This is a genomic window from Massilia sp. LXY-5, assembly GCF_059801075.1.
On the sequence record NZ_JBNNEH010000003.1, the window covers coordinates 596,619 to 621,099 of the forward strand.

General features: G+C 64.4%; 23 protein-coding genes. 10 read left to right on the forward strand and 13 right to left on the reverse strand.

The features are described from left to right. Window positions 1-41: 41 nt before the first annotated feature. From ACI48I_RS11605 to ACI48I_RS11625, 5 genes are all read right to left on the reverse strand, one after another. Complete coding sequence (locus ACI48I_RS11605) at window positions 42-353, reverse strand: hypothetical protein (protein ID WP_193686742.1); 312 nt, start codon at window positions 351-353, stop codon at window positions 42-44. Window positions 354-931: 578 nt separating this feature from the next. After that, on the reverse strand, window positions 932-1,696 hold the full coding sequence (locus ACI48I_RS11610) for an SDR family NAD(P)-dependent oxidoreductase (protein ID WP_193686741.1): 765 nt from the start codon (window positions 1,694-1,696) through the stop codon (window positions 932-934). 87 nt (window positions 1,697-1,783) lie between these two features. Next, a complete protein-coding gene (locus ACI48I_RS11615) occupies window positions 1,784-2,302 on the reverse strand; it encodes a TPM domain-containing protein (RefSeq protein WP_193686740.1) in 519 nt (172 codons plus the stop codon). Window positions 2,303-2,313: 11 nt separating this feature from the next. Further along, the gene (locus ACI48I_RS11620; protein WP_498574254.1) at window positions 2,314-3,150 is read right to left on the reverse strand and encodes a TPM domain-containing protein; all 837 of its coding nucleotides are present in this window, start codon (window positions 3,148-3,150) and stop codon (window positions 2,314-2,316) included. Window positions 3,151-3,152: 2 nt separating this feature from the next. Continuing rightward, window positions 3,153-3,779: a LemA family protein gene (locus tag ACI48I_RS11625; protein ID WP_193686738.1), complete on the reverse strand. Its 627-nt coding sequence runs from the start codon at window positions 3,777-3,779 to the stop codon at window positions 3,153-3,155. A gap of 149 nt (window positions 3,780-3,928) precedes the next feature. Between ACI48I_RS11625 and pyrF the strand changes: the two genes are divergently transcribed. Further along, window positions 3,929-4,750, forward strand: coding sequence for an orotidine-5'-phosphate decarboxylase (gene pyrF / locus ACI48I_RS11630; protein ID WP_498574255.1), 822 nt, complete (start codon window positions 3,929-3,931; stop codon window positions 4,748-4,750). Window positions 4,751-4,844: 94 nt separating this feature from the next. Here the strand turns inward: pyrF and sbcB are convergent, their stop codons facing one another. Beyond that, entirely contained in the window at window positions 4,845-6,293 is a 1,449-nt protein-coding gene (gene sbcB / locus ACI48I_RS11635) for an exodeoxyribonuclease I (protein WP_498574256.1), read from the reverse strand. Window positions 6,294-6,370: 77 nt separating this feature from the next. Further along, window positions 6,371-7,336, reverse strand: a complete 966-nt coding sequence (locus ACI48I_RS11640) for a GGDEF domain-containing protein (RefSeq protein WP_498574257.1) — start codon at window positions 7,334-7,336, stop codon at window positions 6,371-6,373. 111 nt (window positions 7,337-7,447) lie between these two features. On the opposite strand from ACI48I_RS11640, the gene ACI48I_RS11645 reads away from it, so the two are divergent. Then, window positions 7,448-8,269, forward strand: coding sequence for a helical backbone metal receptor (locus ACI48I_RS11645; RefSeq protein ID WP_193686734.1), 822 nt, complete (start codon window positions 7,448-7,450; stop codon window positions 8,267-8,269). Between the two features lie 43 nt (window positions 8,270-8,312). On the opposite strand, the gene ACI48I_RS11650 is transcribed toward ACI48I_RS11645, so the two are convergent. From ACI48I_RS11650 to ACI48I_RS11660, 3 genes are all read right to left on the reverse strand, one after another. After that, window positions 8,313-8,708: an HPF/RaiA family ribosome-associated protein gene (locus ACI48I_RS11650; protein ID WP_193686733.1), complete on the reverse strand. Its 396-nt coding sequence runs from the start codon at window positions 8,706-8,708 to the stop codon at window positions 8,313-8,315. Window positions 8,709-8,780: 72 nt separating this feature from the next. Further along, entirely contained in the window at window positions 8,781-10,031 is a 1,251-nt protein-coding gene (locus tag ACI48I_RS11655) for an MFS transporter (protein WP_498574258.1), read from the reverse strand. Window positions 10,032-10,146: 115 nt separating this feature from the next. Continuing rightward, complete coding sequence (locus ACI48I_RS11660) at window positions 10,147-11,175, reverse strand: CDP-6-deoxy-delta-3,4-glucoseen reductase (protein ID WP_498574259.1); 1,029 nt, start codon at window positions 11,173-11,175, stop codon at window positions 10,147-10,149. A gap of 12 nt (window positions 11,176-11,187) precedes the next feature. Here ACI48I_RS11660 and ACI48I_RS11665 point away from each other — a divergent pair, with 12 nt between their 5' ends. Together ACI48I_RS11665 and ACI48I_RS11670 are read left to right on the forward strand one after the other, a co-directional pair. Next, on the forward strand, window positions 11,188-12,081 hold the full coding sequence (locus tag ACI48I_RS11665) for an SDR family oxidoreductase (protein ID WP_498574260.1): 894 nt from the start codon (window positions 11,188-11,190) through the stop codon (window positions 12,079-12,081). Between the two features lie 25 nt (window positions 12,082-12,106). Further along, a complete protein-coding gene (locus ACI48I_RS11670; RefSeq protein WP_193686729.1) occupies window positions 12,107-12,367 on the forward strand; it encodes a hypothetical protein in 261 nt (86 codons plus the stop codon). A gap of 229 nt (window positions 12,368-12,596) precedes the next feature. On the opposite strand, the gene ACI48I_RS11675 is transcribed toward ACI48I_RS11670, so the two are convergent. The 3 genes from ACI48I_RS11675 to ACI48I_RS11685 form a co-directional block, all read right to left on the reverse strand. Continuing rightward, window positions 12,597-13,331 carry a glycine-rich domain-containing protein gene (locus tag ACI48I_RS11675; RefSeq protein ID WP_498574261.1) on the reverse strand — a complete coding sequence of 245 codons (735 nt, stop codon included), beginning with the start codon at window positions 13,329-13,331 and terminating at the stop codon, window positions 12,597-12,599. A 251-nt stretch (window positions 13,332-13,582) separates the two neighbouring features. Next, entirely contained in the window at window positions 13,583-15,412 is a 1,830-nt protein-coding gene (locus tag ACI48I_RS11680) for a CHASE domain-containing protein (protein ID WP_193686727.1), read from the reverse strand. A gap of 196 nt (window positions 15,413-15,608) precedes the next feature. Next, window positions 15,609-17,363 carry a glutamine--tRNA ligase/YqeY domain fusion protein gene (locus ACI48I_RS11685; protein WP_498574262.1) on the reverse strand — a complete coding sequence of 585 codons (1,755 nt, stop codon included), beginning with the start codon at window positions 17,361-17,363 and terminating at the stop codon, window positions 15,609-15,611. Window positions 17,364-17,628: 265 nt separating this feature from the next. On the opposite strand from ACI48I_RS11685, the gene ACI48I_RS11690 reads away from it, so the two are divergent. From ACI48I_RS11690 to ACI48I_RS11715, 6 genes are all read left to right on the forward strand, one after another. Further along, complete coding sequence (locus ACI48I_RS11690) at window positions 17,629-17,919, forward strand: DnaJ domain-containing protein (protein ID WP_193686725.1); 291 nt, start codon at window positions 17,629-17,631, stop codon at window positions 17,917-17,919. A 50-nt stretch (window positions 17,920-17,969) separates the two neighbouring features. Further along, the gene (locus tag ACI48I_RS11695) at window positions 17,970-18,479 is read left to right on the forward strand and encodes a hypothetical protein (protein WP_193686724.1); all 510 of its coding nucleotides are present in this window, start codon (window positions 17,970-17,972) and stop codon (window positions 18,477-18,479) included. Next, a complete protein-coding gene (locus ACI48I_RS11700; protein WP_498574263.1) occupies window positions 18,476-19,264 on the forward strand; it encodes a hypothetical protein in 789 nt (262 codons plus the stop codon). Before ACI48I_RS11695 ends, ACI48I_RS11700 begins: the two co-directional genes overlap by 4 nt. A gap of 14 nt (window positions 19,265-19,278) precedes the next feature. Next, window positions 19,279-20,148: a hypothetical protein gene (locus ACI48I_RS11705; RefSeq protein WP_498574264.1), complete on the forward strand. Its 870-nt coding sequence runs from the start codon at window positions 19,279-19,281 to the stop codon at window positions 20,146-20,148. Between the two features lie 165 nt (window positions 20,149-20,313). Further along, the gene (locus tag ACI48I_RS11710; RefSeq protein ID WP_193686721.1) at window positions 20,314-21,543 is read left to right on the forward strand and encodes an MFS transporter; all 1,230 of its coding nucleotides are present in this window, start codon (window positions 20,314-20,316) and stop codon (window positions 21,541-21,543) included. Between the two features lie 122 nt (window positions 21,544-21,665). Next, a complete protein-coding gene (locus ACI48I_RS11715; protein WP_498574265.1) occupies window positions 21,666-24,455 on the forward strand; it encodes a type VI secretion system Vgr family protein in 2,790 nt (929 codons plus the stop codon). Window positions 24,456-24,481: the final 26 nt, after the last annotated feature.

Sequence of the window (24,481 nt, forward strand, 5' to 3'; positions counted from 1 at the left end):
GCCATGCGACCGCGCGCCTGCACGGCCGGGTGTAACTGGAATTAGATGGTCAGCGCCGGGGCGCCGTCGGCATACCGTGCGTCGAAACAGCTCTCGCAATCGGCGCAGAACAGATGGGCCATGCGCACCGAAGTCTGGCGCAACACGAGCTTGAGGTTCCCTTGCTGGCATTTCGGGCAGATTTCACGCACGTTGCCGAAGGTGAGGAGGGTGAGCGTGGCCTGTTCGCCATCGAGATGGTCGACCACGACAAGTGGGTTGAGCTCGCTGAGCACCAGGCAATCGACGTCCTGGTGCTGGCGGCGGCTGGCGGAACTGAGGTGGGTATGCTTTTCTGAGGCTTGCAAATTCATCGGTCTGGCTCCCTTGTCTGGTGGTTGGCAGCGCCCGCCTTGGGATCTTGCCGGCAATCCCGCTTGCGGTAGCACGAACTTCATCATAGTCAAAAGTCGACAGGCTGCAAGGCCAGTCTTCACATTTATACAATGCGGGTAGTCTGATGTGGGCAGGCAATCTTGAACAAAAAAATGCCCACCGGAGAGAGGGTGGGCACAACCCAAGATCGGGCCAAGAGACATTGTTCGGTGGGTGTGCAAGGCGTTTGCGCTGCACACCTGTCTGCAATCAGGCATATCGGTTGCGTGTACTGCAGATGAATTCAGTATAGGGAGCGATTGTGACCCGAGTATGACCTACCGCAAGCATTCGAGCTCTACCGCGAACGATTTCGCCGGATGAGAATCTATAAGTGCTGGGCAAAAAAAAGCCCGCTTCATGAGCGGGCTTAAAACTATTTTCTTGGAGGAGAATAGTGGAGACAGGTTCATTATGTTGCGTTGCGATATATTTGTCTAATTGCGTATTCGGATACCAGATATGCGAACTGTGAATATGGACGAGTTCGGCTGTTTCGATGAACCTGCCGGTTCCCTTATTCGCGTACAGCGACCGTGTAGTTGAGCGGCATCCGCCCGCCGTCGGCATACAGCGTCTGGCCGGTGATGTAGGAGGCGTCTTCGCTGGCGAGGAAGGCGGCAATCGATGCCACTTCCTCGGGTTCGCCGCAGCGGCCGAGAGGCGTGCGCGACAGGATCGTATGGCGCGCTTCCGGGCTGGCCAGCACGGCCTGCTTCGCCAGTTCGGTCAGGATCGTGCCCGGGCCGATGGCGTTGACGCGAATGCCGTGCTGGGCGAGGCCGATCGCCGCCACGCGCGTCAGCTGGTTGACGCCGCCCTTCGAGACGACATAGGGCACCTGGTTTGGAATCACCAGTTCGGCGTTCACGCTCGACATATTGATAATGCAGCCGCTCTGGCGCTTGACCATGTCGCGCGCCGCAGCCTGGCTGCACAGGAACATCGATTTCAGGTTCACCCGCAGGACGCGGTCGAAATCCTCTTCCTGCAGGTCGAGAAAGTCGGCCGCATGCGTGACGCCGGCATTGTTGATCAGGATGTCGACGCGGCCGAACGCGTCGAGGGTAGCCTGGAGGAGTGCGTCGACGTCGGACTTCTGGCTGACGTCGGCGACAAAGTAGCGGGCGGCTTCGCCCAGCGCGGCGGCGGCCTCGGCCACTTCCGGCCGCACGTCGGCCAGCATCACGCGGGCGCCTTCGCGCACCAGGCGCTGGGCGCAGGCCAGGCCGATGCCCTGGCTGGCACCGGTGACGAGGGCGATCTTGTTTTCGAGTTTCATGGCGGGGCTTTCACGAAGGGCAGTGACCCTTATTGTAAGGGCAGGGCTGTCCATCGCGATAGCCGCCGGGCGTCAGCGTTCGACGGCCTACAGCATGATCGGGCTGTCGGGCAACTCGTTCGGCCGCGCACCACTGGCCGGGAAGTGCTGGCGCAGCAGCGCATTCACCTGTTCGATTGCCGCCAGCGTGGCGTCGTGGAACTTGCCTTGCCTGAAGCCTTCGGTCATCGTGCGGCAGACCGCCTGCCAGGTAGCTTCATCGATCTTGCGGTCGATACCACGGTCGGCCACGATGTCGACCTTGTGTTCGGCCAGGTTCACGTAGATGAGTACGCCGCAATTGTCCTCGGTGTCCCAGACGCCGTAGTCGGCGAACAGGGCCAGCGCGCGCTGGCGGTTGGTCACGCCGTCCCAGACCTCGTCGGTCGGCAGCGATTTTTCGACGATGAAACGGACCTCGCCGCGGTGAGTTTGTTCGCCCGCCGTGATCGCCTGCGCTGCCGCGGCCAGCGTGCTTTCCGGGAAGGCGCGCTGGGCGTCCGCCTTGGTGCTGCGCCAGTGACGCAGCACGCGGCCGACGCGCTGGCCGAACGACTCATGTGTCATGTGCTCTGCCATTACCAGTCTCCCGAGGCGCCGCCGCCGTCAAAGCTGCCGCCGCCGCCGGAAAAACCGCCACCGCCGCCGAAGCCGCCGCCGCCGCCGGAAAAGCCGCCGAAGCCGCCGCCGCCACGACCGGCGTTACTGAGAATGCTGCCGAGGATGAAGCCGGTCGCGCCGTTGCCCCAGCCGCCGCGCGACAGGCGCGAGCGGCGTGGCCGGAAGATCGAGCGCAACAGCATGAAACCGAAAACCAACATCAAGATGCCAAACATACCGATCCCGCCTCCTTGTCCTGCGTCACTTGCATTTGCCGGTGCTGCCGGGGCTACCTGGGGCGCCGGCTCGGGAAATCGTTCCCGGTTCAGCACCGTGGCAATCGCGCCCACGCCTGCGACCAGGCCCTCGTAGTAATGGTTTTGTTTGAAATGCGGCGCTATCACGTCCTGCAGGATGCGTTTCGATTGGGCATCCGTCAGCACGCCCTGCACCCCGCGCCCGGCCTCGATGCGCAAGCGGCGCAGCGAACCCGGGTTGTCGCGCGCGACGATCAGCAGCACGCCGTCGTCGACGCCCTTGCGTCCCAGCTTCCATGCATCGGCCACGCGGATGCCGTATTGCTCGATCGCTTCCGGCTCGGTCGACTTCACCAGCAACACCGCGATCTGGTTGCCGCTCTTGGCCTCATGCTCGGCCAGCACGGCTTCCAGGCGCTGCTTTTGCGTCGCGTCGAGCATGCCGGCCTGGTCGGTCACGCGGCTGGTCAAGACCGGCACTTCCTTCAGCTGGGCCTGGGCCGGCCCACTGAGCGCGAAGGAGAGCACCAGCAGCCACAGGGTGCGAAACAAGTTCATCGTTATTTGCCGAAGTTGACCGTCGGCGCGGTCGAGATCGCTTTTTCGTTCTCGACCGTGAACGAAGGTTTGGCCTTGTAGCCGAACATCATCGCGGTGAGGTTGTTCGGGAACTGGCGCACGGAGACGTTATAGTCCTGCACCGAGGCGATATAGCGCTGGCGCGCCACCGTGATGCGGTTCTCGGTGCCCTCGAGCTGCGACTGCAGGTCGCGGAAGCTGGTGTCCGCCTTCAGGTCCGGATATTTCTCGGACACGACCATCAGGCGCGACAGCGCGCTCGACAGCTCGCCCTGCACCTGCTGGAACTTCTGGAATGCTTCGGGATTGTTCAGCACTTCCGGCGTGATCTGGAAACTGGTCGCGGCGGCGCGCGCACGGGTGACCGCCTCCAGGGTTTCGCGTTCGTGCGTGGCATAGCCCTTGACCGTGTTCACCAGGTTCGGAATCAGGTCGGCGCGGCGCTGGTACTGGTTGACCACTTCGCTCCAGGCGGCCTTGGTGGCTTCGTCCTTGGTCTGGAATTCGTTGTAGCCGCAGCCCGAGAGCAGCGAGCCGGCGAGGGTGGCGAGCGCCAGCAGGCGGGTCCAGCGCGAGAATAAAGTAGAAGCCGATGCGGAAGACGTCATGATGTCCCTGTCCATTGCGAGTTGTCGAATGATTAAAAATATACAGGAGTCCATCAAGTCCGGTCGCACGGTCGTGCCCGCGATGGGGCAGGGAGCCCGTGACGGGTACAATACCGGGTTTGCAATGACACCGTTACAAGGGGCCCAACGTGAATTTCATCGATAAACTCTCCGCGGCCTGGACCCGCAACGACTCGCTCCTGTGCGTCGGACTCGACCCTGATCTGGCGCGCTTCCCTGCTCATTTGAAGGATCAACCGGACGCGATCGTCCGGTTCTGCAAGGCCATCATCGACGCCACGGCGGACCTCGCCTGCGCCTTCAAGCCGCAGATCGCCTATTTCGCCGCCCTCGGCGCCGAAGACCAGCTCGAGGAAATCTGCTCCTACCTGCGCGACACTTATCCGCACATCCCCCTGATCCTCGACGCCAAGCGCGGCGACATCGGGGCGACCGCCCACCAGTACGCGCGCGAAGCCTTCGACCGCTACGGCGCGGACGCGGTCACGGTCAATCCCTACATGGGTTTCGATTCGGTCGAGCCCTACATGGCGTGGAAAGACCGCGGCGTGATCGTGCTGTGCCGCACTTCGAATGCAGGCGGTTCGGACCTGCAGTTCCTGGATGTGGGCGGCCTGCCGCTGTACCAGCATGTGGCGAAACTCGTGGCCGAGAAATGGAACCGCAACGGCCAGTGCGCGCTGGTGGTGGGGGCGACCTTCCCGGAAGAACTGGCGCAGGTGCGCAAGATCATCGGCGACATGCCTTTATTGGTGCCGGGTGTCGGTGCGCAGGGTGGCGATGTCGAGGCGACCGTGCGTGCCGGGCGGACCGCCGGTGGGACCGGGATGATGATCAATTCGTCGCGGGCGATTTTGTATGCGGTGCCGCAGGAAGGCGAGGATTTTGCGGCGGCGGCACGGCGTGTCGCACGCGAGACGCGGGATGAGATCAATCGGTATCGGGGGTAATGATAAACCCCCGCGTTGGGCGTAGCGGGGAATTCGGGCAGCACGCTGCCCGCCCGCGAAGCGCCCTGCGCGACAGGGCAGGGCATGCCCAAGTTTAATACCTGCTCGGCGCAATCGCCTCGACGTATTCGTACAAGGCACCCAGTATCTCCTCGGCGCGCTCGTCCGCGGTCTCCGACAGCGCATCGATCTCCCCAAACAACTGGTCCACCGTGCGCGCTCCGCCCGCTCCATCGAACAGCCGCGCCGCGCGGTGTTCTTCCCAGCTCTCCATCTCCTGCTCGCTTAGCGTCTGCGGGAAATTGCGCGCCCGGTAGCGCCACAGCAGTTCGGCCAGCCGCTCGTCCTCGAACGAAGGCCGGCTTGTGGCCAGCTGTGCAGGCGTCTGCATGCGCAGGGATTCGAGCTTGCGGCGGTCGTTGTTGCTGACGAACCCGCCATACAGGTCTTCATCGACATCGGTCTCGTTGCCGGAGGCCGGCTTCTGGTACACCTGCGCCCAGATCGCCGCCATGTCCGGCCCGTTCGCCGCCAGCTGCGCATGGGCTTTGGCCTGGTCGAGGTCGAGTCCCCAGCGCGTCGCCATCGCCGGGCTCAGGGTCTTCAGGTTCCCGACCAGCATCGGCGACTTGTTCAGGTGGACGCTCTTGATCGGCAGCCGCCTGACACCTTCCGGCAGGTCGGCGCTGCGCGTGAACATGCGCAGCCGGATCGTCTCGACATCCAGACTAAACAGTTCCGACGGATCGTGACGGCAATCCCATACCAGGATTTCGTTCTTGTTGCTCGGATGCTGGGCCAGTGGCCAGACCAGGGCCAGACAGCCGTTCTCGACCGGGAACATGCCCGATACGTGCAGGAAGGGCTGGCGCGCTGCGCGCTCCAGGTGCAGGCCCATTTCGCTGGCGACCTTGTCCTTGCGCCGCAGTTCGAGGCAGAAGTCGAACAGGCGCGGCTGTTTATTCCGGATCAGGCGCGCCAATGCGATCGTGGCGCGCACGTCGGACAGCGCGTCGTGCGCCGCCTCGTGCGACAGGCCGTTGGCGCGGGTCAGGTCCTCGAGGCGGAAGCTCGGACGGCCGTCCGGATGCGTCGGCCATTCGATGCCTTCCGGACGCAGCGCATAGGTCATGCGCACGACGTCGAGCAGATCCCAGCGGCCGCAATTGTTCTGCCATTCGCGCGCATACGGGTCGAGCAGGTTACGCCAGAACAGGAAGCGCGTGACTTCGTCGTCGAAGCGGATCGTGTTGTAGCCGACGCCGATCGTCCCCGGCTCGGCGAACGCCGCCTCGATCTGGCGCGCGAATTCGTGCTCGGGCACCCCCAGTTCGAGGCATTGCTGCGGCGTGATGCCCGTGATCAGGCAGGACTGCGGATCTGGCAGGTAATCGTTGGCCGGCTGGCAGAACAGCATCAGCGGTTCGCCGATCTCGTTGAGCTCGGCATCGGTGCGGATCGCGGCAAACTGCGCCGGACGATCGCGGCGCGGCTGGGCGCCGAAGGTTTCGTAGTCGTGCCAGAGGAAAGTGTGTGTGCTCATCGTTTTATTGTATGTGGCCATCCTGATGGAGCATCAAGAATGGCAGGGATTGTCGGGCCGCAGCCGCGATCCGTCAATCAAACGCTCACACAGTTGCGGCCTGCTTCCTTGGCGCGGTAGAGGGCGGCATCGGCCGCCTCGATCAGGCTGGTTTCGTCGCCGTTCGGATCGAGCACGGCCACGCCGAAGCAGGCCGTCAGGTGCGGCATCGGCACCCGCATGTCGGGGAACAGCACGGCTTCGCGCATCTGATGGCACAGGCGGTCGGCCACCATGTGGGCCAGCTCGACGGTCGTTTCAGGCAGCACGGCCATCAATTCCTCGCCGCCATAGCGCACCGCAAAATCCGATGGCCGCAAGCCGTCGCGGATGACGTTTGCCGCCGCGCACAGGGCGGCGTCGCCAACCAGGTGGCCGTGGGTGTCGTTGAACTTTTTAAAGTTGTCGAGGTCGACCATGAGCAGGGACAGCGGGCTGCCTTGGGCACGGGCGCGGCCCACCAGTTTCGGCAGCATGTCCGCCAGCCAGGCCCGGTTGTAGAGGCCGGTCAGGGTGTCGTTCAGCGAGAGCTGGCGGTAGAACTCGCCGAGCTTCTGGCGCCGGCGCAGCAGGGCATTGGCGGCGCGGATGCGGAAAGACATCAGGCGCAGCAGGTTGCGCGCCACGGCGTTCGACTGGTCGATCAGTTCCCAGGCGAGCTGCGATTCGATCACCAGCAAGCACGTTTCTTCGACGGCGTGGACGGCGTCGAGATTGGCGGCGTCGTCCAGCACCGACTGCTCGCCCACGCTTTCGCCCGGCAGGATGCGGTTGACGTTGCCGTCCGAGGTGCCGGCATGGCCGTCGGTTTCGACTTCGAGCATGCCCGACAGCACGATATACAGGCGCGCCCGCACGGCATCCTCGATAGCTTCACCCGCGGCAAGTTGCACCACCTCGCAATCGGCCAGCGCGACCGCGGCGGCGGCTGTGTCGGCGCCGCGAAACAGCTCCAGCTTGTCGACCGTGTAGCCCGAATCCCGAAATGGTCCGATAAGTTTCAAAACGATTCTCCGCGTTGGTCGCTGGATGGCGACGATGAAGACTTCATGATAAACCATTCGCCACCGCGTTCCTGCTGGTGTTTCGGAAACAGGAATGTTTCAATAGCGCCCATGAATGCCTCTCCCGAACACCTCATTGACGCCCTTGGCGTAAGCCACCAGCCGGCGCCTGATGCACGCATCGTGTCGCTCGTTCCCTCGATCACCGAACTGCTGTGCGACCTGGGCCTTGCACACCTGCTGGTCGGACGTACCGGCTTCTGCATCCATCCTGAAAAGATCGTCAGCCAGATCCCGAAAGTGGGCGGCACCAAGGACGTGAATCTCGACAAGATCCGCAAGCTGGCGCCGACCCATGTGATCGTCAACATCGACGAAAACGAAAAGCCGACCGCCGAGGCGCTGGCCGCCTTCGTGCCGCACCTGGTCGTCACGCATCCGCTGGCGCCGCGCGACAACCTGGCGCTGGCGCGGCTGATGGGCGGCATTTTCGGCGCCAGCGAGGCGGCCGAGCGCTGGTGCACGGACTTCGAGACCGAATACGCGGCTTTGAAGGCCGCACCTGCCGGCCCGGCGTGCACGGTGCTCTACTGCATCTGGCAGGATCCGTGGATGAGCGTTTCAGGCGACACGTATATCGCGCGCATGCTCGGCGAGCTCGGCTGGAAGGTGCCGGCGCTGCCGGACACCAGCCGCTACCCGCGCTTCGCCTGGTCGGAACAACTCGTGGCCGGGCTCGCGGGTGGTCTCGACGCCGTGCTGCTGTCGACCGAGCCCTACCGGTTCACCGAGGCGCACGCGGACGCGCTCGAAAAGCAGCTCGGCATTCCGGTGTTCCTGGTCGACGGCGAAATGATGTCGTGGTATGGCAGCCGGGCGCTGGCGGGGCTGCGTTACCTGCGGCAGTTGCGCGCGATGCTGGAGGGGACGTAAAAAAGCGCGGCCTGGGCCGCGCTCGGTTCTGCAGAATGCTGAATTACATGCCGCTGGTCAGGTTTTTGTTCTGTTCAGGTGCGAGATCGCCGTCGATGTCGCCCAGCGGTACCGGCTCGCGGCGCGCCTTGTCGGTCAGGCGGCCAAGGGCGCTGTCGAGCGCGCGCTTGAGCTTGTTGCCGGCACTGGTGATGGCCTGGTGCAGGTTGGCCGCGTGTTCGTTGACGACCACCGGCGCATAGCCGGTGACGTGCGCTTCCATCATGCAGCGGTTGCCGCCGTCGGCGCCTTTCTGGCTGTTCTCGTCGCTCAGGTGAACCTCGACGCGGTGGACCTGGTCCTCGAAGCGGCCGATCGCGCCTTCGACGACGGATTGCACGTGCTCATCCAGGCCTTGATGTTTATCGATGGTACGGTCGGTGTTGACATTGATTTGCATATAGATGGCTCCGTTATCAAAGATCTTGAAGCCGATCTTACACTTTTTGCCATTTTTACCGCGTTCCGCACACTAGGCGGATTTCCCATCATCCTTGTGGTGCGGGAAACGATCCATCTTCGACAGCACCGGGAACAGCACCGTCCAGAGCCCAGTCACCACCAGCGTCGCCGCGCCGCCGAGCAAAATTGCGCGCGTCAGGCCGAACCAGCCGGCAGTGACGCCGGATTCGAATTCGCCCAGCTCGTTCGAGGCGCCGATGAAAACGGCGTTCACGGCGCTGACGCGGCCGCGGATCTCGTCCGGCGTTTCGTACTGCACCAGCAAATGGCGCACATAAACGCTGACCATGTCGCCGGCGCCGAGCAGGAAGAGGGCGCCCAGGGCCACCGCGAAATGGGTCGTCCAGCCGAGGGCCAGCGTGGCCATGCCGAACAGGGCGACGCCGCCGAACATCCAGGCGCCGACATGGCGCCGGATCGGCATGAAGGCCAGTGCGATCGAGCACAGCGCGGCGCCGGCGCCGGGGGCCGTGCGCAGCCAGCCGAGCGCGGTCGGGCCGGCATGCAGCACGTCGTGCGCGTAGGCGGGCAGCAGGGCGGTGGCGCCGCCGAACAGCACCGCGAACAGGTCGAGGGAAATCGCACCCAGCACGATCGGACGCGAGCGCACGAAGCGCAGGCCCTCCAGCAGGGTATGCCAGCTCGCCGGCTTGGTACTGCGGACCTGCGGCGCGCTGGTGGTCGAGGCCATCAGCAGGGTGGCGACCAGCAGCAGCGCCGCCGCGACCAGGTAGACGACCGTCGGACCGAAGGCATACAGCAGGCCGCCGAGCACGGGGCCGGCGATGACGGCCACGTGAAAGGTCGAGGAGCCGAGCGCCACGGCCTGGCCGAAATCCTTGTCCGGCACCAGGTTGCGCAGCACGGCCTGCGAGGCCGGCATCATGAAGGCGCGCGCGCTGCCGAACAGCACCAGCACCGCGAACACGGGCCAGACCACGCGGCTGCCGCTGGCGGTAAAGGCCAGCAGCAGCGCGCTCACCAGCAGCTGGGTCAGCATGCACAAGACGATGATCTTGCGGCGGTCATGGCGGTCGGCGACGTGGCCGGCCCACAGGATCAACACGAGGAAGGGCGCGAACTGCGCCAGCCCGATCAGGCCGAGGTCGAACAGGCTGCCGGTGATCTGGTACACCTGCCAGCCGACGGCCACGCTTTGCATCTGGACGGCAAGGGTGCCGAGGAAGCGTGCGGAAAGGTAGAACGAGAGATTACGGTTGCGCAGGACACTGAGGCCGCTGGACGAGGAAAGCAGGGACATTGAAGAGGCACATTGACTGGCGGGAAGTTGTCGATTGTGCCTGATTTCATTGTTTGCTGCGTAGGGTGGGCGGGGTAATTTCGGCCAATGGCCGGAATTACGCCCACCCTACAGTTTATTCCGCGGCGAGATCCGCTTCCGTCGTGAACGCATCCGCATAAAACTCGTCCGCCGGCAGCCCGCATTGCGCCGTGTACTGGCTGCGCGCGGCATCGACCATCACCGGCGCGCCGCAGGCATACACCTGCCAGCCCGACAGATCGGGAATGTCCTGCATCACCGCCGCGTGGACATAACCGGTGCGGCCGCTCCAGTTGTCTTCCGGGAGCGCATCCGAGATCACCGGTACGTATTCGAAATCGGGCATGGTCGTGGTCCAGGCCCGGCACAGCTCGTCCATGTACAGGTCTTGCGGACGGCGCCCGCCCCAGTACAGGCGCACGGGACGGGTCGATTTCAGGTGCATCAGGTGCTCGACCAGGGCTTTCACCGGCGCGAAGCCGGTACCGGAGGCCAGCAGCACGATCGGTTTATCCGATTCCTCGCGCAGGAAGAAGGTGCCGAGCGGCCCTTCGAAGCGCAGGATGTCGCGTTCCTTCATGGCGCCGAACACGTGGTCGGTGAACAGGCCGCCCGGCAGGTGGCGGATGTGCAGTTCCAGCGGACGCTCGAGCGTCGGCGCGCAGGCCAGGCTGTAGGCGCGGCGCTTGCCGTCCTTCAGCAGGAACTCGACATACTGGCCGGCGCGGTAGGCCAGCGCCTCGTTGGCCGGCAATTGCAGGGTGACGATCGCCACGTCCGGTGCCGCGCGCGTGATCGAGGCGACCCGGGTCGGCATCTTGCGGATCGGGTAATCGCTGCTGCCGCCCACTTCGCGCGCCTCGATCACGACGTCGCCTTCGGGCAGGGCGCAGCAGAACAGCGACATGCCTTGCAGTTTTTCCTGCTCGGTCAGGGCGCGCGCCTGGTGGGGCTTGTGCGTCACCGTCCCGCCGACGACCTTGCCCTTGCACGAACCGCAGGCGCCGTTCTTGCAGCCGTACGGTAGCCCCACACCGGCGCGGATGGCGGCCGACAGCACGGTTTCGTCGGCTTCGCAGGCGAATTGGGTGCCGCTGGGCTGGACAGTGATCTGGAACGTCATACAATCCTCAACATGAATTTCAATAATAAATTTCGTCTGGGCCGCCCGCGCCTGCTGCTGGTCGGCTGCGGCGATGTCGGCATGCGCCTGCTGCCGCTGCTGGTCCCGCGCTTCCGGGTCTTTGCCGTCACACGCGATGCGGAGCGCGCCGCCGGACTGCGCGCACTCGGCGCCATACCGGTCGTGGCCGACCTCGACCAGCCGGCCAGCCTGGCGCGCCTGCGCGGGCTCGCGCCGTACGTGGTGCACCTGGCGCCGCCCCGGCCGGAAGGCGCGCGCGACGTGCGCACACGCAACCTGACCGCCATTCTACCCGAGGGGACACGCCTCGTTTATGTCAGCACGAGCGGGGTCTACGGCGATTGCGGTGGGGCGCTGGTCGACGAAACCCGCAGCGTGGCGCCGAAAAACGCGCGCGCCGCCCGCCGCGTCGATGCCGAGCGCGTGCTGCGCGGCTGGGCGCGGCGCCTCGGAGGCAGTGTCGCGATCCTGCGCGTGCCCGGCATCTATGCGCGCGAGCGCCTGCCGCTCAAGCGCCTGCGCGAAGGCACACCGGCCTTGCGGCCCGAGGACGATGTCTACACCAATCACATCCAGGCCGACGACCTGGCGCGGATTATCGCGCTGGCTTTGTTCCGTGCGCTGCCGGGACGGGTTTATCATGCGACCGACGACACCCGCCTGAAAATGGGAGAGTACTTCGACGCCGTTGCCGACGCCTTCGGCCTGGCGCGTCCGCCGCGCCTGGAACGCGAAGCCCTGCGCGCGGCCGTGTCGCCAATGCTGCTTTCCTTCATGTCGGAATCGCGCCGCCTGGACAACACGCGCATGCGCCGCGAGCTCGGCGTGCGGCTGCGCTATCCCGACGTCCATCGCGCCCTGGAGCAATGGGCGCTGGTACAATAACGTCCCTCACGAAAAAGCCGACATCATGACGACCCTGACCTACGAAGCCTTCCTGGACGAAATAACGACCCTGCTCACCGAGCTCTATGAGCTCGACGACGAGGCTGCCATCAAGCTGGTCGTGGATGCGCAAGCCGACGATTATTTCGTGGCGCATGACGATCACGAAGAGATGCGGACACTCGAGCAGGCGAAAAAGGAAGCGGTCGCTCTCTACGAGAACAAGCAGAACCGGGCGCAGACCCAGGGCAGGCAGCAACTGCGCGCACGGCAGAAGAAAACCTGAGGCCTTTCCCGCCTCGTCGTATCCGCGTCGGGGACACTCCGCGCAGCCCCGCCACAGCACCCTGCCGATCGGCGGCGCGGGCCGCCGGCTGGCATGCTGCTTGAACAGCGTTAGCGTTGGATAGTGCGGTGCTGATCGCGGGCGGGCCGAGGCCTGGAAGCCGGCGCACCGGATACAGGCTCCGGCGGACTGCGCATGCTGCGCCCCAGTCACCGGACCATGTGCGGTATCAGGCTGCTTGCGGGACGCCTGGGCCGAGGCAATAGGCGGTCTGGACTTCAGCTGCCTTGACAATGCCTGGGCCGAGGCAATAAGCGGTCTTGACAGCAGTTGCCTTGATGCCTGGGCCGAGGCAATAAGCAGTCTGGACGTCGGCTGCCTTGATGCCTGGGCCGAGGCAATAAGCGGTCTGGACGGCGGCTGCCCTGATGCCTGGGCCGAGGCAATAAGCAGTCCGGACGGCAGCTGCCTTGGCGATGCCAGGGCCGAGGCAATAAGCCGAGTTTGCAGCTTCGCCCATTGCGGCGAAAGACGCCGTTTGCACGTCCGCAGCTTCCAGCGCACCGTCGGCCCTCGATGGACGCACATACGACAGGCCGAAAGTGGACTCATACAAGGCGCGCGTGCGCTCGCCCGCCTGCTGCTGCATTTCCATGTCGTCCTCGCCCTCCAGGCCGAGGTAAGGGTAGTGGTGCAGGAAGCGCCCGAAGGTCAGCTCGCAATCGAGGGCGTACTTCATCGTATCGAGGATGTGGTAATGCCAGAAAGTGTCGACATCCACGGTCGGCGCCACCTGCTCCTCCGGGAAGGCGTCCATCAGGTAAAGGAAACGACGGTACTCGGTTTCGATGGCGTTCGCGCGTTCCAGGGACCAACCCTCGCCGGATTCCTTGTGCATCAGTTTTATTTTGATCGGGTTCAAATCCAGAGCGGCAATGAGGGCGAAGTCGTTATTCGAAATCATGATCTATCCTTTTGTTTTGGCTACTGCATCGTTATTTTGGCTTGCGTGCGGGCAATCGATGAAGTGATGCTGGCAAATGGGTAGGCCTCCTCGGTTTTTGCTGCTTACGTCGTTATTGACGCGAAGCATTGATATGAATTCTCTACCTCAAGCATCCAAAAAACGTTGATTTTGCGCAAGTTGAGGCATGTTGTCGTAAATTGGACTACATCTGCACGGGCAGTAGGCCTACACGATCGCGATGGATACGCCTACAGACCATCGAAGGCTGGATGGGGAGCGGAAGCAGGTGCCGGTGCGGGGGACACGGCAAGCAGGTTGTCCGCAGCGGGGAGCGATACGTGCACCGTCGTACCGGCATTTGCCGAGCTGGTGATGATGCATCTGCCGCCGAGGATCCTGACCCGTTCCTCGATGCCGACGAGCCCGAACGAGCCCGGTTTCTGCCCGCCGGCTTTGCTCAGGCCGATGCCATTGTCGCTGACGGTCATCGAGATCGATTCGGGATCGACGGCGAGCTCGACCCGTACCTTGGTGGCGCGGGCATGGCGCGACACGTTGGTCAGCGATTCCTGGAGGATGCGGAACAGGGTTGTCGCGCAGCGGTCGCTTACGTGCAGGTCGTGGTTGTGCGAAATCAGTTCGCAGGCCAGGCCGGTGCGCCGTTGGAATTCGGCGATCTGCCAGTCCACTGCCGCCGTCAGGCCCAGGTCGAGTACGTGGGGCCGCAGGTCGTTGATGATCTGGCGTACGCTCTTGATGGTCGCATCGATCTGCTCGAGCATCCAGTGCGCGCGGGTATGCAGGCGGGGATGGCGCTTGTTGGTGCGCGACGCGAGCAGGTCGACCTCGATGCGCAGGGCCAGCAGGTTCTGGCCGAGGTCGTCATGGATCTCCCGCGCAATGCGCTTGCGTTCGCTTTCCTTGATGCTTTCCGCGTGGGCCGCCAGGCGCCGCAGGTTGTCGTTGGTTTTCTGCAGCTTCGCTTCGCTCGCCCGCAATTCCCCGGTCATTTCCTCGGCCAGGACGATGGCCCGCCGGCGCGACAAACTGAGCGTCTGGAACAGCGCATACAGCAGGGCGGTGCCGGTCGTCCCGGCCAGCATCGCCACCCAGGGCAGGATGCTGTCGAGCTCGGAATACAGGCCGCGCTTCGACACGGCGAAATCGAGGTCCCATCCACGTCCGTCTACACCCACAGGCATTCGTGCACGAAACTCGGCCTGCTCGTCATGGGCCACGCCGGGGCGGTTGTCGAAGAACACAGTGCGGCGGTAGCCCGACGGCCTGTCGCGGCTGTCGACCGGGGTCATTCCGGAGATCACGAGTCGGGTCGCGTTTTTCGGCATGTTGTCGAGCATGCTGTGGGCCAGGCCGTCGACACGAAAGCCGATGCCGACCGTACCCAGATAGGCGGCGCGGCGCTGGGCTATATCCTGCGGGGGCATGACGGCGCGGTACACCGGCAAGCGCATCGTCAGGCCCAATAGCAGCGATCCGGACTTTAAACGGGCGCCGGACGTCAACACCTCGCCTGTGTCGCGCGCGTGCGCCAGGAGCGCCGGACCGTTTGGGTTGGTGTGCATGTCCACACCGATCCGCTCGATCCAGGCCGTGCCTGGTTCGACGAAGGTGAGCACCGTGTACTCGGCGCGCCGGCCCTCGGGCACGATCTTCGCGTTGCGCCCACGTCCATCGATGTTTTGCAACATTTCCGCTTCGAACCGCTCGCGTTCGGCGTCGGTCACGTAGCGGGCGAAGTTGATCGACTCGACACCCGGGAAATGATTTGGCAAGTCGAGGCCGGCCACGTAGCGGCGGAACTCATCGCGCGTGATACCGTCGGCCGCAAGAAACAGGCTGGCCGTCCCGCGCAGCACGTCGGCATAGGTCTTGAGGCGCCCGTCCAGGATCGTCTGGACGTTGCGCGCCATGTGGTTAAAGCGCGCCAGCGCGTCGTTTTCGACCGCCTGGCTGGTGCTGACATACAAGCCTGCGCCCACGCTCAGCGACAGCAGCGCGCCCAGCCAGGAACCAGGCTTGATCGCCTTAATCTTCGTGATCGGGTCGGCCGTTCTCATTTCCAATCCAATCGAATGGGACCTATTTGATTTGGATCAGAATCCCTCAGATAGCGCGAGCCCGAAACCTATCAACATTGCTAGTTGCGTGCAGCGGCCCGACAGGACGAAAGAAAACCCGCCGCGGGTAGGCCCCGGGCGGGTTCGATCATGGCGCTGCAGGCAGGGAAAGGCGTTAGCGCCCCTGTGCGTTCGTTTACTTGCCCCAGCTATCCTTGAGCGTCGTCACGCGGTTGAATACCGGCTTGCCCGGCTTCGAATCGACCTGGTCGGCCACGAAATAACCGTGGCGCTCGAACTGGAAGCGCTGCTCGGGCTGTGCATTGGCCATGCCCGGCTCGAGGTAGGCGGTGACGGTTTCCAGCGCATTCGGGTTCAGCAGGGCCTTGAAATCCTTGCCGCCGGCGTCCGGGTGCGCATCGAGGAACAGGCGGTCGTACAGGCGCACTTCCGCAGCCAGTGCCGATGCCGCGCTGACCCAGGTGATGTTGCCCTTGACCTTGTAGTTGTCAGCCCCGGGCGTGCCCGACTTCGAATCTTCGAAGTATTTCACGTGCACGGCCGTGACCTTGCCGTCGGCATCCTTCTCGAAACCGGTGCACTCGACCACATAGCCGTACTTCAGGCGCACGCGGCTGCCCGGCTGGTCGCCAACGGGCGGCGTGAAGCGGAAATAGCCTTTGGTTGGCGTTTCCATGAAGTCTTCCTGCTCGATCCACAGCTCGCGCGTGAACGGGAAGGTGCGCACACCCATGTCCGGGTGGTGCGGGTGGACCGGCGACGTGCACGCGTGCGACTCTCCCTCCGGGAAATTATCGACGATCAGTTTCAACGGACGGAGGACAGCGATCGCGCGCGGCGCCTTCGGGTCCAGGTCGTCGCGCAGCGAGCCTTCCAGCGTGCTCATGTCGATCCAGCCGTCGGCCTTCGAGACGCCGATGCGCTCGCAGAACAGCTGGATCGATTCAGGCGTATAACCGCGGCGGCGCAGGCCGACGATGGTCGGCATGCGCGGGTCGTCCCAGCCGGACACGATCTTCTCGTCCACCAGTTGCCGCAGCTTGCGCTTCGACATGACGACGTAGGTCAGGTTCAGCCGCGACATCTCGTACTGGCGCGGTACCGGAGGCTGGAAGAAGCCGCCCGCGGTCGCGGTGGCGATCAGCCAGTCGTAGAACGGGCGGTGGTCCTGGAACTCGAGCGTGCAGATCGAATGGGTGATCGACTCCATCGCGTCCGACAGCGGGTGCGTGTAGTCGTACATCGGATAGATGCACCAGTCGTCGCCCGTGCGGTGATGGTGTGCATGGCGGATGCGGTACAGGGCCGGGTCGCGGTTGGTCATGTTCGGCGAGGACATCGCGTCCTCGCTCATCTTCGCGCGCAGGATGTGCTCGCCGTCCTTGTACTTGCCGGCCTTCATCTCGCGGAACAGCTGCAAGGACTCTTCGACCGGGCGGTTGCGGAAGGGCGAATTCGTGCCCGGCGTACCGAAGTTGCCGCGGTTCTTCGCCATGTCTTCGGCGCTCTGGCTGTCGACATAGGCAAAACCATGCTGGATCAGGTATTCCGCGATCTCGTAGAGCTTGTCGAAATAGTCGCTGGCGTAGTGCAGGTATTCCTCGCCGCCTTGCTCCCACGAAAAGCCGAGCCACTTGACGCTGTCCATGATGGTGTCGACGTATTCCTGGTCTTCCTTCTCCGGATTGGTGTCGTCGAAGCGCAGGTGGCAGCGGCCGGCGTAGTCGCGCGCCAGCCCGAAATTCAGGCAGATCGATTTCGCGTGGCCGATGTGCAGGTAGCCGTTCGGCTCGGGCGGAAAACGTGTGATGACCGGAGGCATGCCTGGACGGTCGTGGGTGCCCGCCGCCAGGTCGTGGTCGATGATGGCACGAAGGAAATTCGACGACGGCGCGTTCGCCGTCGCCGCCTTGTTCTTGTCGTTACTCATTGGTGGTGTTTTGTATAGGTAAAGTTGCTGGCATTTTACCGTAGACGGCCTGGCTGCGGTCCCCCTATGTGGTGGAGCGCACGGTCCGCTTCGTATGCAGGGATCATACTTGGGGCGTATCGGCCGGCCTGCAAGGGAAGCTCAAGTGAAGGCCAGCGCCGGTGTGGTCCGTCAACGCACCACACCGGCGCTGCTGTCACGTTGGCGTTTTCTATAGGATAATCTCGTTTTGCCGTTTGCTCGGCACCAGCCGGAGAGTTCCAAAGTGGAAAATTTATACGCGATCCTCGGCGTCGCGCCGAACGCCAGTGACGAAGAGATCAAGAAGGTCTACCGCTCGCTGGCGATGCGCTATCACCCCGACCGCAACGACGCGCCGGGCGCCGAAGCGCGCTTCAAGGCCGTCACGAAGGCCTACGAGATCCTGTCGGACCGGAGCAAGCGCGAAGAATACAACCAGAGCGTGAACCACCGCATCGTGCTCGACGCCGAAGCAGAAGCCTTCGAGTTGTGGCGCTCGCTGTTCGCGCTCAACGGCGTGACGCTGCAGGCCTGAGGCCTGCGGCCGCCTCCACCGCCGCATCTACTGCATTCACAGGACAAATAATGAAAAGAGTACATCCCGAATTCGCCTACCAGTCGCGCGAGCTGGAGGGCCAGATCGAAGGCACGCTGGGCGACCCGCCGAACAAGAAGAACTACCAGATGATGGTCGACGCCCTGGTCTCGGAATACGCCGGCGGTTCAGGCATCGACGACGTCAACCTGATGGCCTTCGCCCTCGTTGACAAGATCAGGTTCACCGACCCGAAAGGCCTGCTGCGCGAAGCGGCCGACTACGAAGGCGACGACCCGGCCAAAGTGTTCGCCATGGCCGAGTGCACGGGCGAAGACGGCGCCGCGATGTATGCATCGATGACGGAAAACCATCCGGAACTGGCGCGCCAGGCGATCATCACGGCCTTCCTCTTCAAGCACCAGCAGCGCTGGGAAGACGACGACCAGTCGCTCGAGCAGCTCGGCAAGAACGACGAGGGCGACGACGAGGAAGACGAAGAAGGCATGGTCTCGGACGACTTCACCGGGATCTTCGATGGCGAAGGAGAACGCGAATGAGCGACAATGCAAGCAATGCTGCCAACCTGCCGGCGCTTACCAAACAGGTGAGCGAACTGGTACTGGCCGGCTCGCTGGGGCACGCCGAAGAGGCGTTCTCCAAGGCGGCCGACGAACACGGCGACTACGCCGTGGCCGAAGTGCTCTCTACCCTGCCGCCGCAAGTGACGGCCCTGCACCTGGCCGGCTTCGACGGCGCCAAGACGTCGCTGGCGACCATGCTGGTGCCGCCCAAGGCCTGGGCCGATAGCCTGGCCTACATGGCCGCCACCTGGCCCGACAACATGATCGAGGACGACCCCGAGCGCATCGCCGAGGGCCTGTTCAACCACGTCCACGGCGTGGTCTACGCGACCGAGGACGAGGACCGCCGCCACGAGCTGCTGCAGGAAGCCTCCGCCACCGACCACGGCGCCACCGTGTTCGCCATCCTGTGGTCGCTGGCCCCGAAAGAGATCATGGAAGTAGCCGGTGAAATCAACCTGAAAGGGCGTTACGTGACGGGCCAGACCTCGTCCGACAGCGACATCATTCCGCTCGCGATCGACCTGGCGAAAGCCAGCGAAGACGGCTGGGAGCGTTCGCTGATCGAGCTCTTCCCCGAATTCAGGCATAGCAACGAAATGGCCGAGGCCGAATTCCCGGACGACCCGGACGAAGACCCGGACTTCCAGCAGAGAAGCACGCGCGACCTGCTGTACCGCCTGCGCAAGCAGGTGCCGTCGGTGCGCACCATGCCAAGGCGCAGCGTGCGCAAGAGCATCGGTACGGACATCTTCTCGTGACCGGATCGCCATCGATGCTGCCCTCAATCGTCATTGAAAAGCTGCCGCGCCTGGTGCGTGCGATCAGGCTGCTGCCGACCATGGCCGACGCCGACGAGGCGATCGGCCTGGCCGACGAGCTCTCGTCCATCACCGCGATGGTGGCCGAGAAGTTCACCAACGACCGCACCGCCGAAGGCATCCAGCGCGCGCTGATGCTGACCGTGGGCGGCATGTCGCTCGGCCTCGAACACCTGGTCGACGACGACAGCGACGAGACGGCGCTCGACATCCTGATCGCGGACGGCGCCGAATACGTGTTCCAGGCGGGCTTTCGCATGATCCGCGAACTGGCCGCGCTGCCCGAGGACAGCCTGGTCGGCGAATACGACAACGACCCGGTGTACGCCGGCCGGCGCCTGAAGGAACTGTTCGTCGACATCTGCACCGCCGACCCGGGAGAGACCTGGACCGGCTACGACCGTTACCTGGGCCAGGTGCGCCAGCGGGAAGGCGTGCAGGCGATCGTCAACGCCGCCAAGTGGCTGCGCAAGAACCACTACGAAGGCCCGGTCACCGACCCCGACCTGAACGCCGAAGGCGTGATCGCGCTGGCGGTCATCTTCGCCGTCGACGGCGGCACCATCGTCGCACGGGCGGGGCAGAAGGACTTCGAGCGCTTCGTGAAGTCGGTCCGCAAGAATAACCCCGACTACGAGACCGGCTGGGCGGCGCTGCTGGAAAAGGTGCCGCCGCCGCACCGCGAGATCATCGCCGAGCGCGTCGCGTCCTACCGCGAGCATTGCACGGTCCTGCAAAGCATCCGCACCAAGGCGCCGATGACCCAGCTGCTGGCGGAGATGGAGAACTATGCGGGGTCGGAGCTCGATACCGAGTATCCATAAAGCGTTGCCGGCCAAGGTTTAGCGCTTGTAGGGTGGGCGGGTCTTCCCGCCCACGCGTTCAACCAACGCCCGCATCATCGTAAACACAGCTTCGCAATCCAGCCCCCCGCCGACGAGCCCTTCCGTTTTTCGCTATCATGAGCAGTCCAGTTTCAGGATTCGCCCATGTCTTCTCCCGCCATCGCCGCCGGCAGCGCCGACTTCAAACGCATCAACCGCGCCATGGCCTTCGGTGGCTTTTCCACCTTCGCCTTGCTCTACAGCGTACAGCCCCTGATGCCGCTGCTCGCGCGCGACTTCGCCCTGACGCCCGCGCAAAGCAGCCTGGCGCTGTCGATCTCCACCGCCGCACTGGCCGTTTCTCTGCTCGTATCGAGCGTGCTGTCCGAACGCTTCGGCCGCAAGCCGCTGATGGCCGCCTCCATGCTCAGCGGCGGCCTGCTCACGCTGCTGGCCGCCTTCACCAGCGACTACACCCAGCTGCTGGTCCTGCGCGCGCTGCTCGGCTTCATGCTGGGCGGGATGCCGGCCGTGGCGATGGCCTACCTGAGCGAAGAAATCGAGGGATCGTCGCTCGGCCTGTCGATGGGCATGTACATCAGCGGCAGCGCCTTCGGCGGCATGTTCGGGCGCGTGCTCGCTTCGGTGATCAGCGATTTCTGGTCCTGGCGCGCGGCGCTCGGCCTGATGGGTGCAGCGGGCCTGTACGCGGCCTGGGAATTCTGGCGCAGCCTGCCCGTCTCGAAACGCTTCCGGCCGGGGCAGGGCGGCTTCGCCGGGCTGAGGGAAGGCGTCGGCAGGCACGCAAGGGATGCGGGCCTGCCCTGGCTGTTCGGCCTGTCCTTCCTGCTGATGGGTTCCTTCGTCAGCCTGTATAACTACATCGGCTACCGCCTGCTCGGCCCCGAGTTCGGCCTGCGCCAGAGCGCGGTCGGCGCCTTGTCTGTGCTCTACCTGCTGGGCATTTTCAGTTCGGTCTGGGCCGGTCGCCTGGCCGACCGGCTCGGACGGCGCAACGTGCTGTACCTGGTGATGTCGGTGATGTTCGCAGGCCTGTTGCTGACGCTGTTCGGCAACCTGGTCGCCGTCGTCGCCGGCGTCGGCCTCTACACCTTCGGCTTCTTCGCCACGCACTCGGTCGCCAGCAGCTGGGTTGGCCGGCGCGCGCGTGCGCCGCAGGCGCTGGCCTCGGCCTTGTACCTCTTCTTCTACTACCTCGGCTCGAGCGTGGTCGGCTGGCTCTGCGGCTTCGTCTGGGAATACGGCGGCTGGACGGGCGTCGTCAGCCTGCTGGGTGCGATCCTGGCCGGCGCCATGCTCATCGCATTGCGCCTGCGCGGCCTGGCGCCGCTGGAAGCCGGCGCCCCGGCCGCCGCCGGCGCGCCACCCGGCTGAATCCGCCGCAGTCTTGATGCGGGTCATGCCCGCGAGCATCATCGCCCTCTTTACGTCCGGTAACATCGGCGGTTGGCAAGCGTCCAGGCTTGCCGTCGATTCCTCCAGACGAAGGAGTGCGCATGAACGCCCCCGGCTTCCCCACCCTCGGCCTGTTCGGCACAGGCCTGAGCCAGCATGCACGGCTCATCACCCTCACCAGCAGCCAGGACAGCGCGCTGCCTGAAGCGCTGGCGGCCGAAGGCTTCACTGGCCGCGAGGCCGTCAACGAACTGTTCTGCTTGGACGTCGATGCGCTCAGCACCTCGACCCACCTCGATCTCGACGATTTCCTCGGCGAAGAACTGACGCTCGGCCTGCTCCAGCCTGACGGCAGCCGCCGTTCGTGGCACGGACTGTGTACCGAAGCTGCCTGGCTGGGCGCCGACGGCGGCGTCGCGCGTTACCGCCTGCGCCTCGAACCGGCGCTGGCGCTGCTGGCCCGGCGCCGCGACTGCTACATCTTCCAGGACAAGAACGCGCGCGACATCGTCACCGAACTGCTGGCCGATTATCCGCAGGTGCGCTTCGACTTCGATATCACGCAGGAGCTACCCAAGCGCGCGATCTGCACCCAGTACCGCGAGAGCGACCTGGAGTTCTTTATCCGCCTGCTCGCTTCCGAAGGCCTCAACTGGCGCTTCGAGCACCGGGAGTCCGGGCACCGCCTGATCATCTTCGACAGCCGGGCCATCGCGCCGGGCACGCCGGGCGGCGACGTCATCCGCTTCCACGGCGTGCGCGCCACCGAACGCGACGACGCCATCGACGCCTTCAGCGCCCAGCGCCGGGTCGCCGCCAACGGCGTTGCGATCAGCAGCTGGGATCCGGGCCAGTTGCTGGCGCCGGGATGTGAACAGCGCTCCAACCTCGATGCGGGCGAGCTGCCGCCCCTGTGGCTGTACGACGGCAGCGGCGAGCGCATCGTGAGCGAACGGAGCGCCGCGGACACGCACAGCGAACTGATGCTGCAGGCGCTCGAGCGGGAGAACAAGGTCTTCGAAGGCATGGGCGCCGCCCGCCGGCTGGCGGCAGGCCACGCTTTTCAACTCACCCAGCACGAGCGCTATCCGGAGGGCGAGAACGCTTTTACGGTGCTCTGGGTGCAGCACGAGGCACGCAACAACTTCGACACCGGCATCGCACAGGCCGCGCGCGGCGGCATCGAGAACGGCACCTACCGCAACAGCTTTGGCTGCGTACGCGATGCGGTTGCGATCGTACCCGCGCTCACGGCCGCGCCAATGAAAGTTACCGCACCGGGTGCGCAATGCGCGCTGGTGGTCGGGCTCGCCGACTCGGTATCGACCACGACACGTGACCATCAGGTCCGTGTCCAGTTCGCCTGGCAGCGCGGCGGTCGCCCCAACGCCGGAGGCCTGTCCCACGACACCGATAGCGAGGGCTGCGCGCCGGGCGACGACCGTTCCGGCACCTGGGTGCGCGTCGCCGAAGCGCTGGCCGGTCCCAACTGGGGCACGCTGTTCACTCCGCGCGTCGGCACCGAGGTGCTGGTCGATTTCATCGAGGGCGACATCGACCGCCCCGTGATCGTGTCCCAGCTGTTCACCGGAGCGGACCTGCCGCCATTTGCCGCCGGCGTCGATTCCGGCATCGATCATGCGGGCACGCTGTCGGGCATCCACAGCCACAACTTCGACGGCGGCGGTTTCAATCAATGGCAGCTCGACGACACGCCGGGCCAGGTGCGCACGCGGCTTGCCACCAGCACTGCAGCAACGCAATTGAACCTCGGTTACCTGATCCAGCAATCGCCTGGTTCCGCCCACCGCGGTGCTTACCGTGGCAGCGGTTTCGAATTGCGCACCGACGCCTGGGCCGTCGTGCGCGGCGGGGAGGGCGTCCTGCTATCCACGAGCGCCCGTGCACGCCAGGGCTGCGGCGTGAGCTCGACACAGATGGATACCTTGGAAGCGGTGTCGCTGCTGAAAGGTGCGGAGGCGCTCGGCAAGACGCTGGGCGACGCGGCGGCGCAGCAGCAGGCGTTGTTCAGCAAGGACGCCTCAAAGGCGCAGTCGGAATTCATTGAGCAGGTCGATCCCAAAGCGAAGGGGAAATATGCCGGGGCCGTCAACGGCCAGACGGCGCAGAAGGCAAAGAGCGGGGCGCGCGAGCTCGATCCGCAGCAGCCGGTCGAGAAATTCGCTTCCGCGGTTGTCCTGCTGGACTCGGCCGCAAGTATGAACTGGGCCACGCCGGCCTCGACCATCCTTTACGCCGGCAAGCAGTTGAATTGGACGACGCAATCGGACCTGCATATGACGGCGGCGCACACCGTGTCCTCGGTTGCCGCCAACACCGCGAGTCTGTTCACGCACGGCGGCGGTATCCAGGCGATAGCCGGCAATGGGCCGGTCTCGCTGCAGGCGCATACCGATCAGCTGGAGATTGTGGCAGACAAGGAGGTCACGGTGATCTCCGTGAACGACTGCATCGAGATCAAGGCCAAGGAAAAGATCGTGCTGCAGGCGGGGCAGTCGGCGATCACGCTCGAGGGCGGGAATATCACTTTTGCTTGTCCGGGGAAGTTTTCGGTGAAGGGCGGGAAGCATTTCTTTGATAGCGGAGCAAACAAAGCCGCCAATTCGTTGAATCTGCCAGGCGAGCTAAGTGAGGAGACAAAGCACTGGATCTCCTTGCACTATCTGGATCCCGAGTTAGCCGAAGGGATACCCGAGGTCGACTATCAAATCCACTTCGAAAAAGGGCCAATGCTCACCGGCACACTCGATAATGAAGGCAAAGCGCTGCATGAGAACGTGCTGAACAGACCTGTCAAAAAGGTCGTCTATTTGCCCCGCACGCCAAAAAAGGAGCAACCACATGACCCCTTAGAAAAGTTAACTGGCTGATACGCACTTTTTCCCAAATCATTACC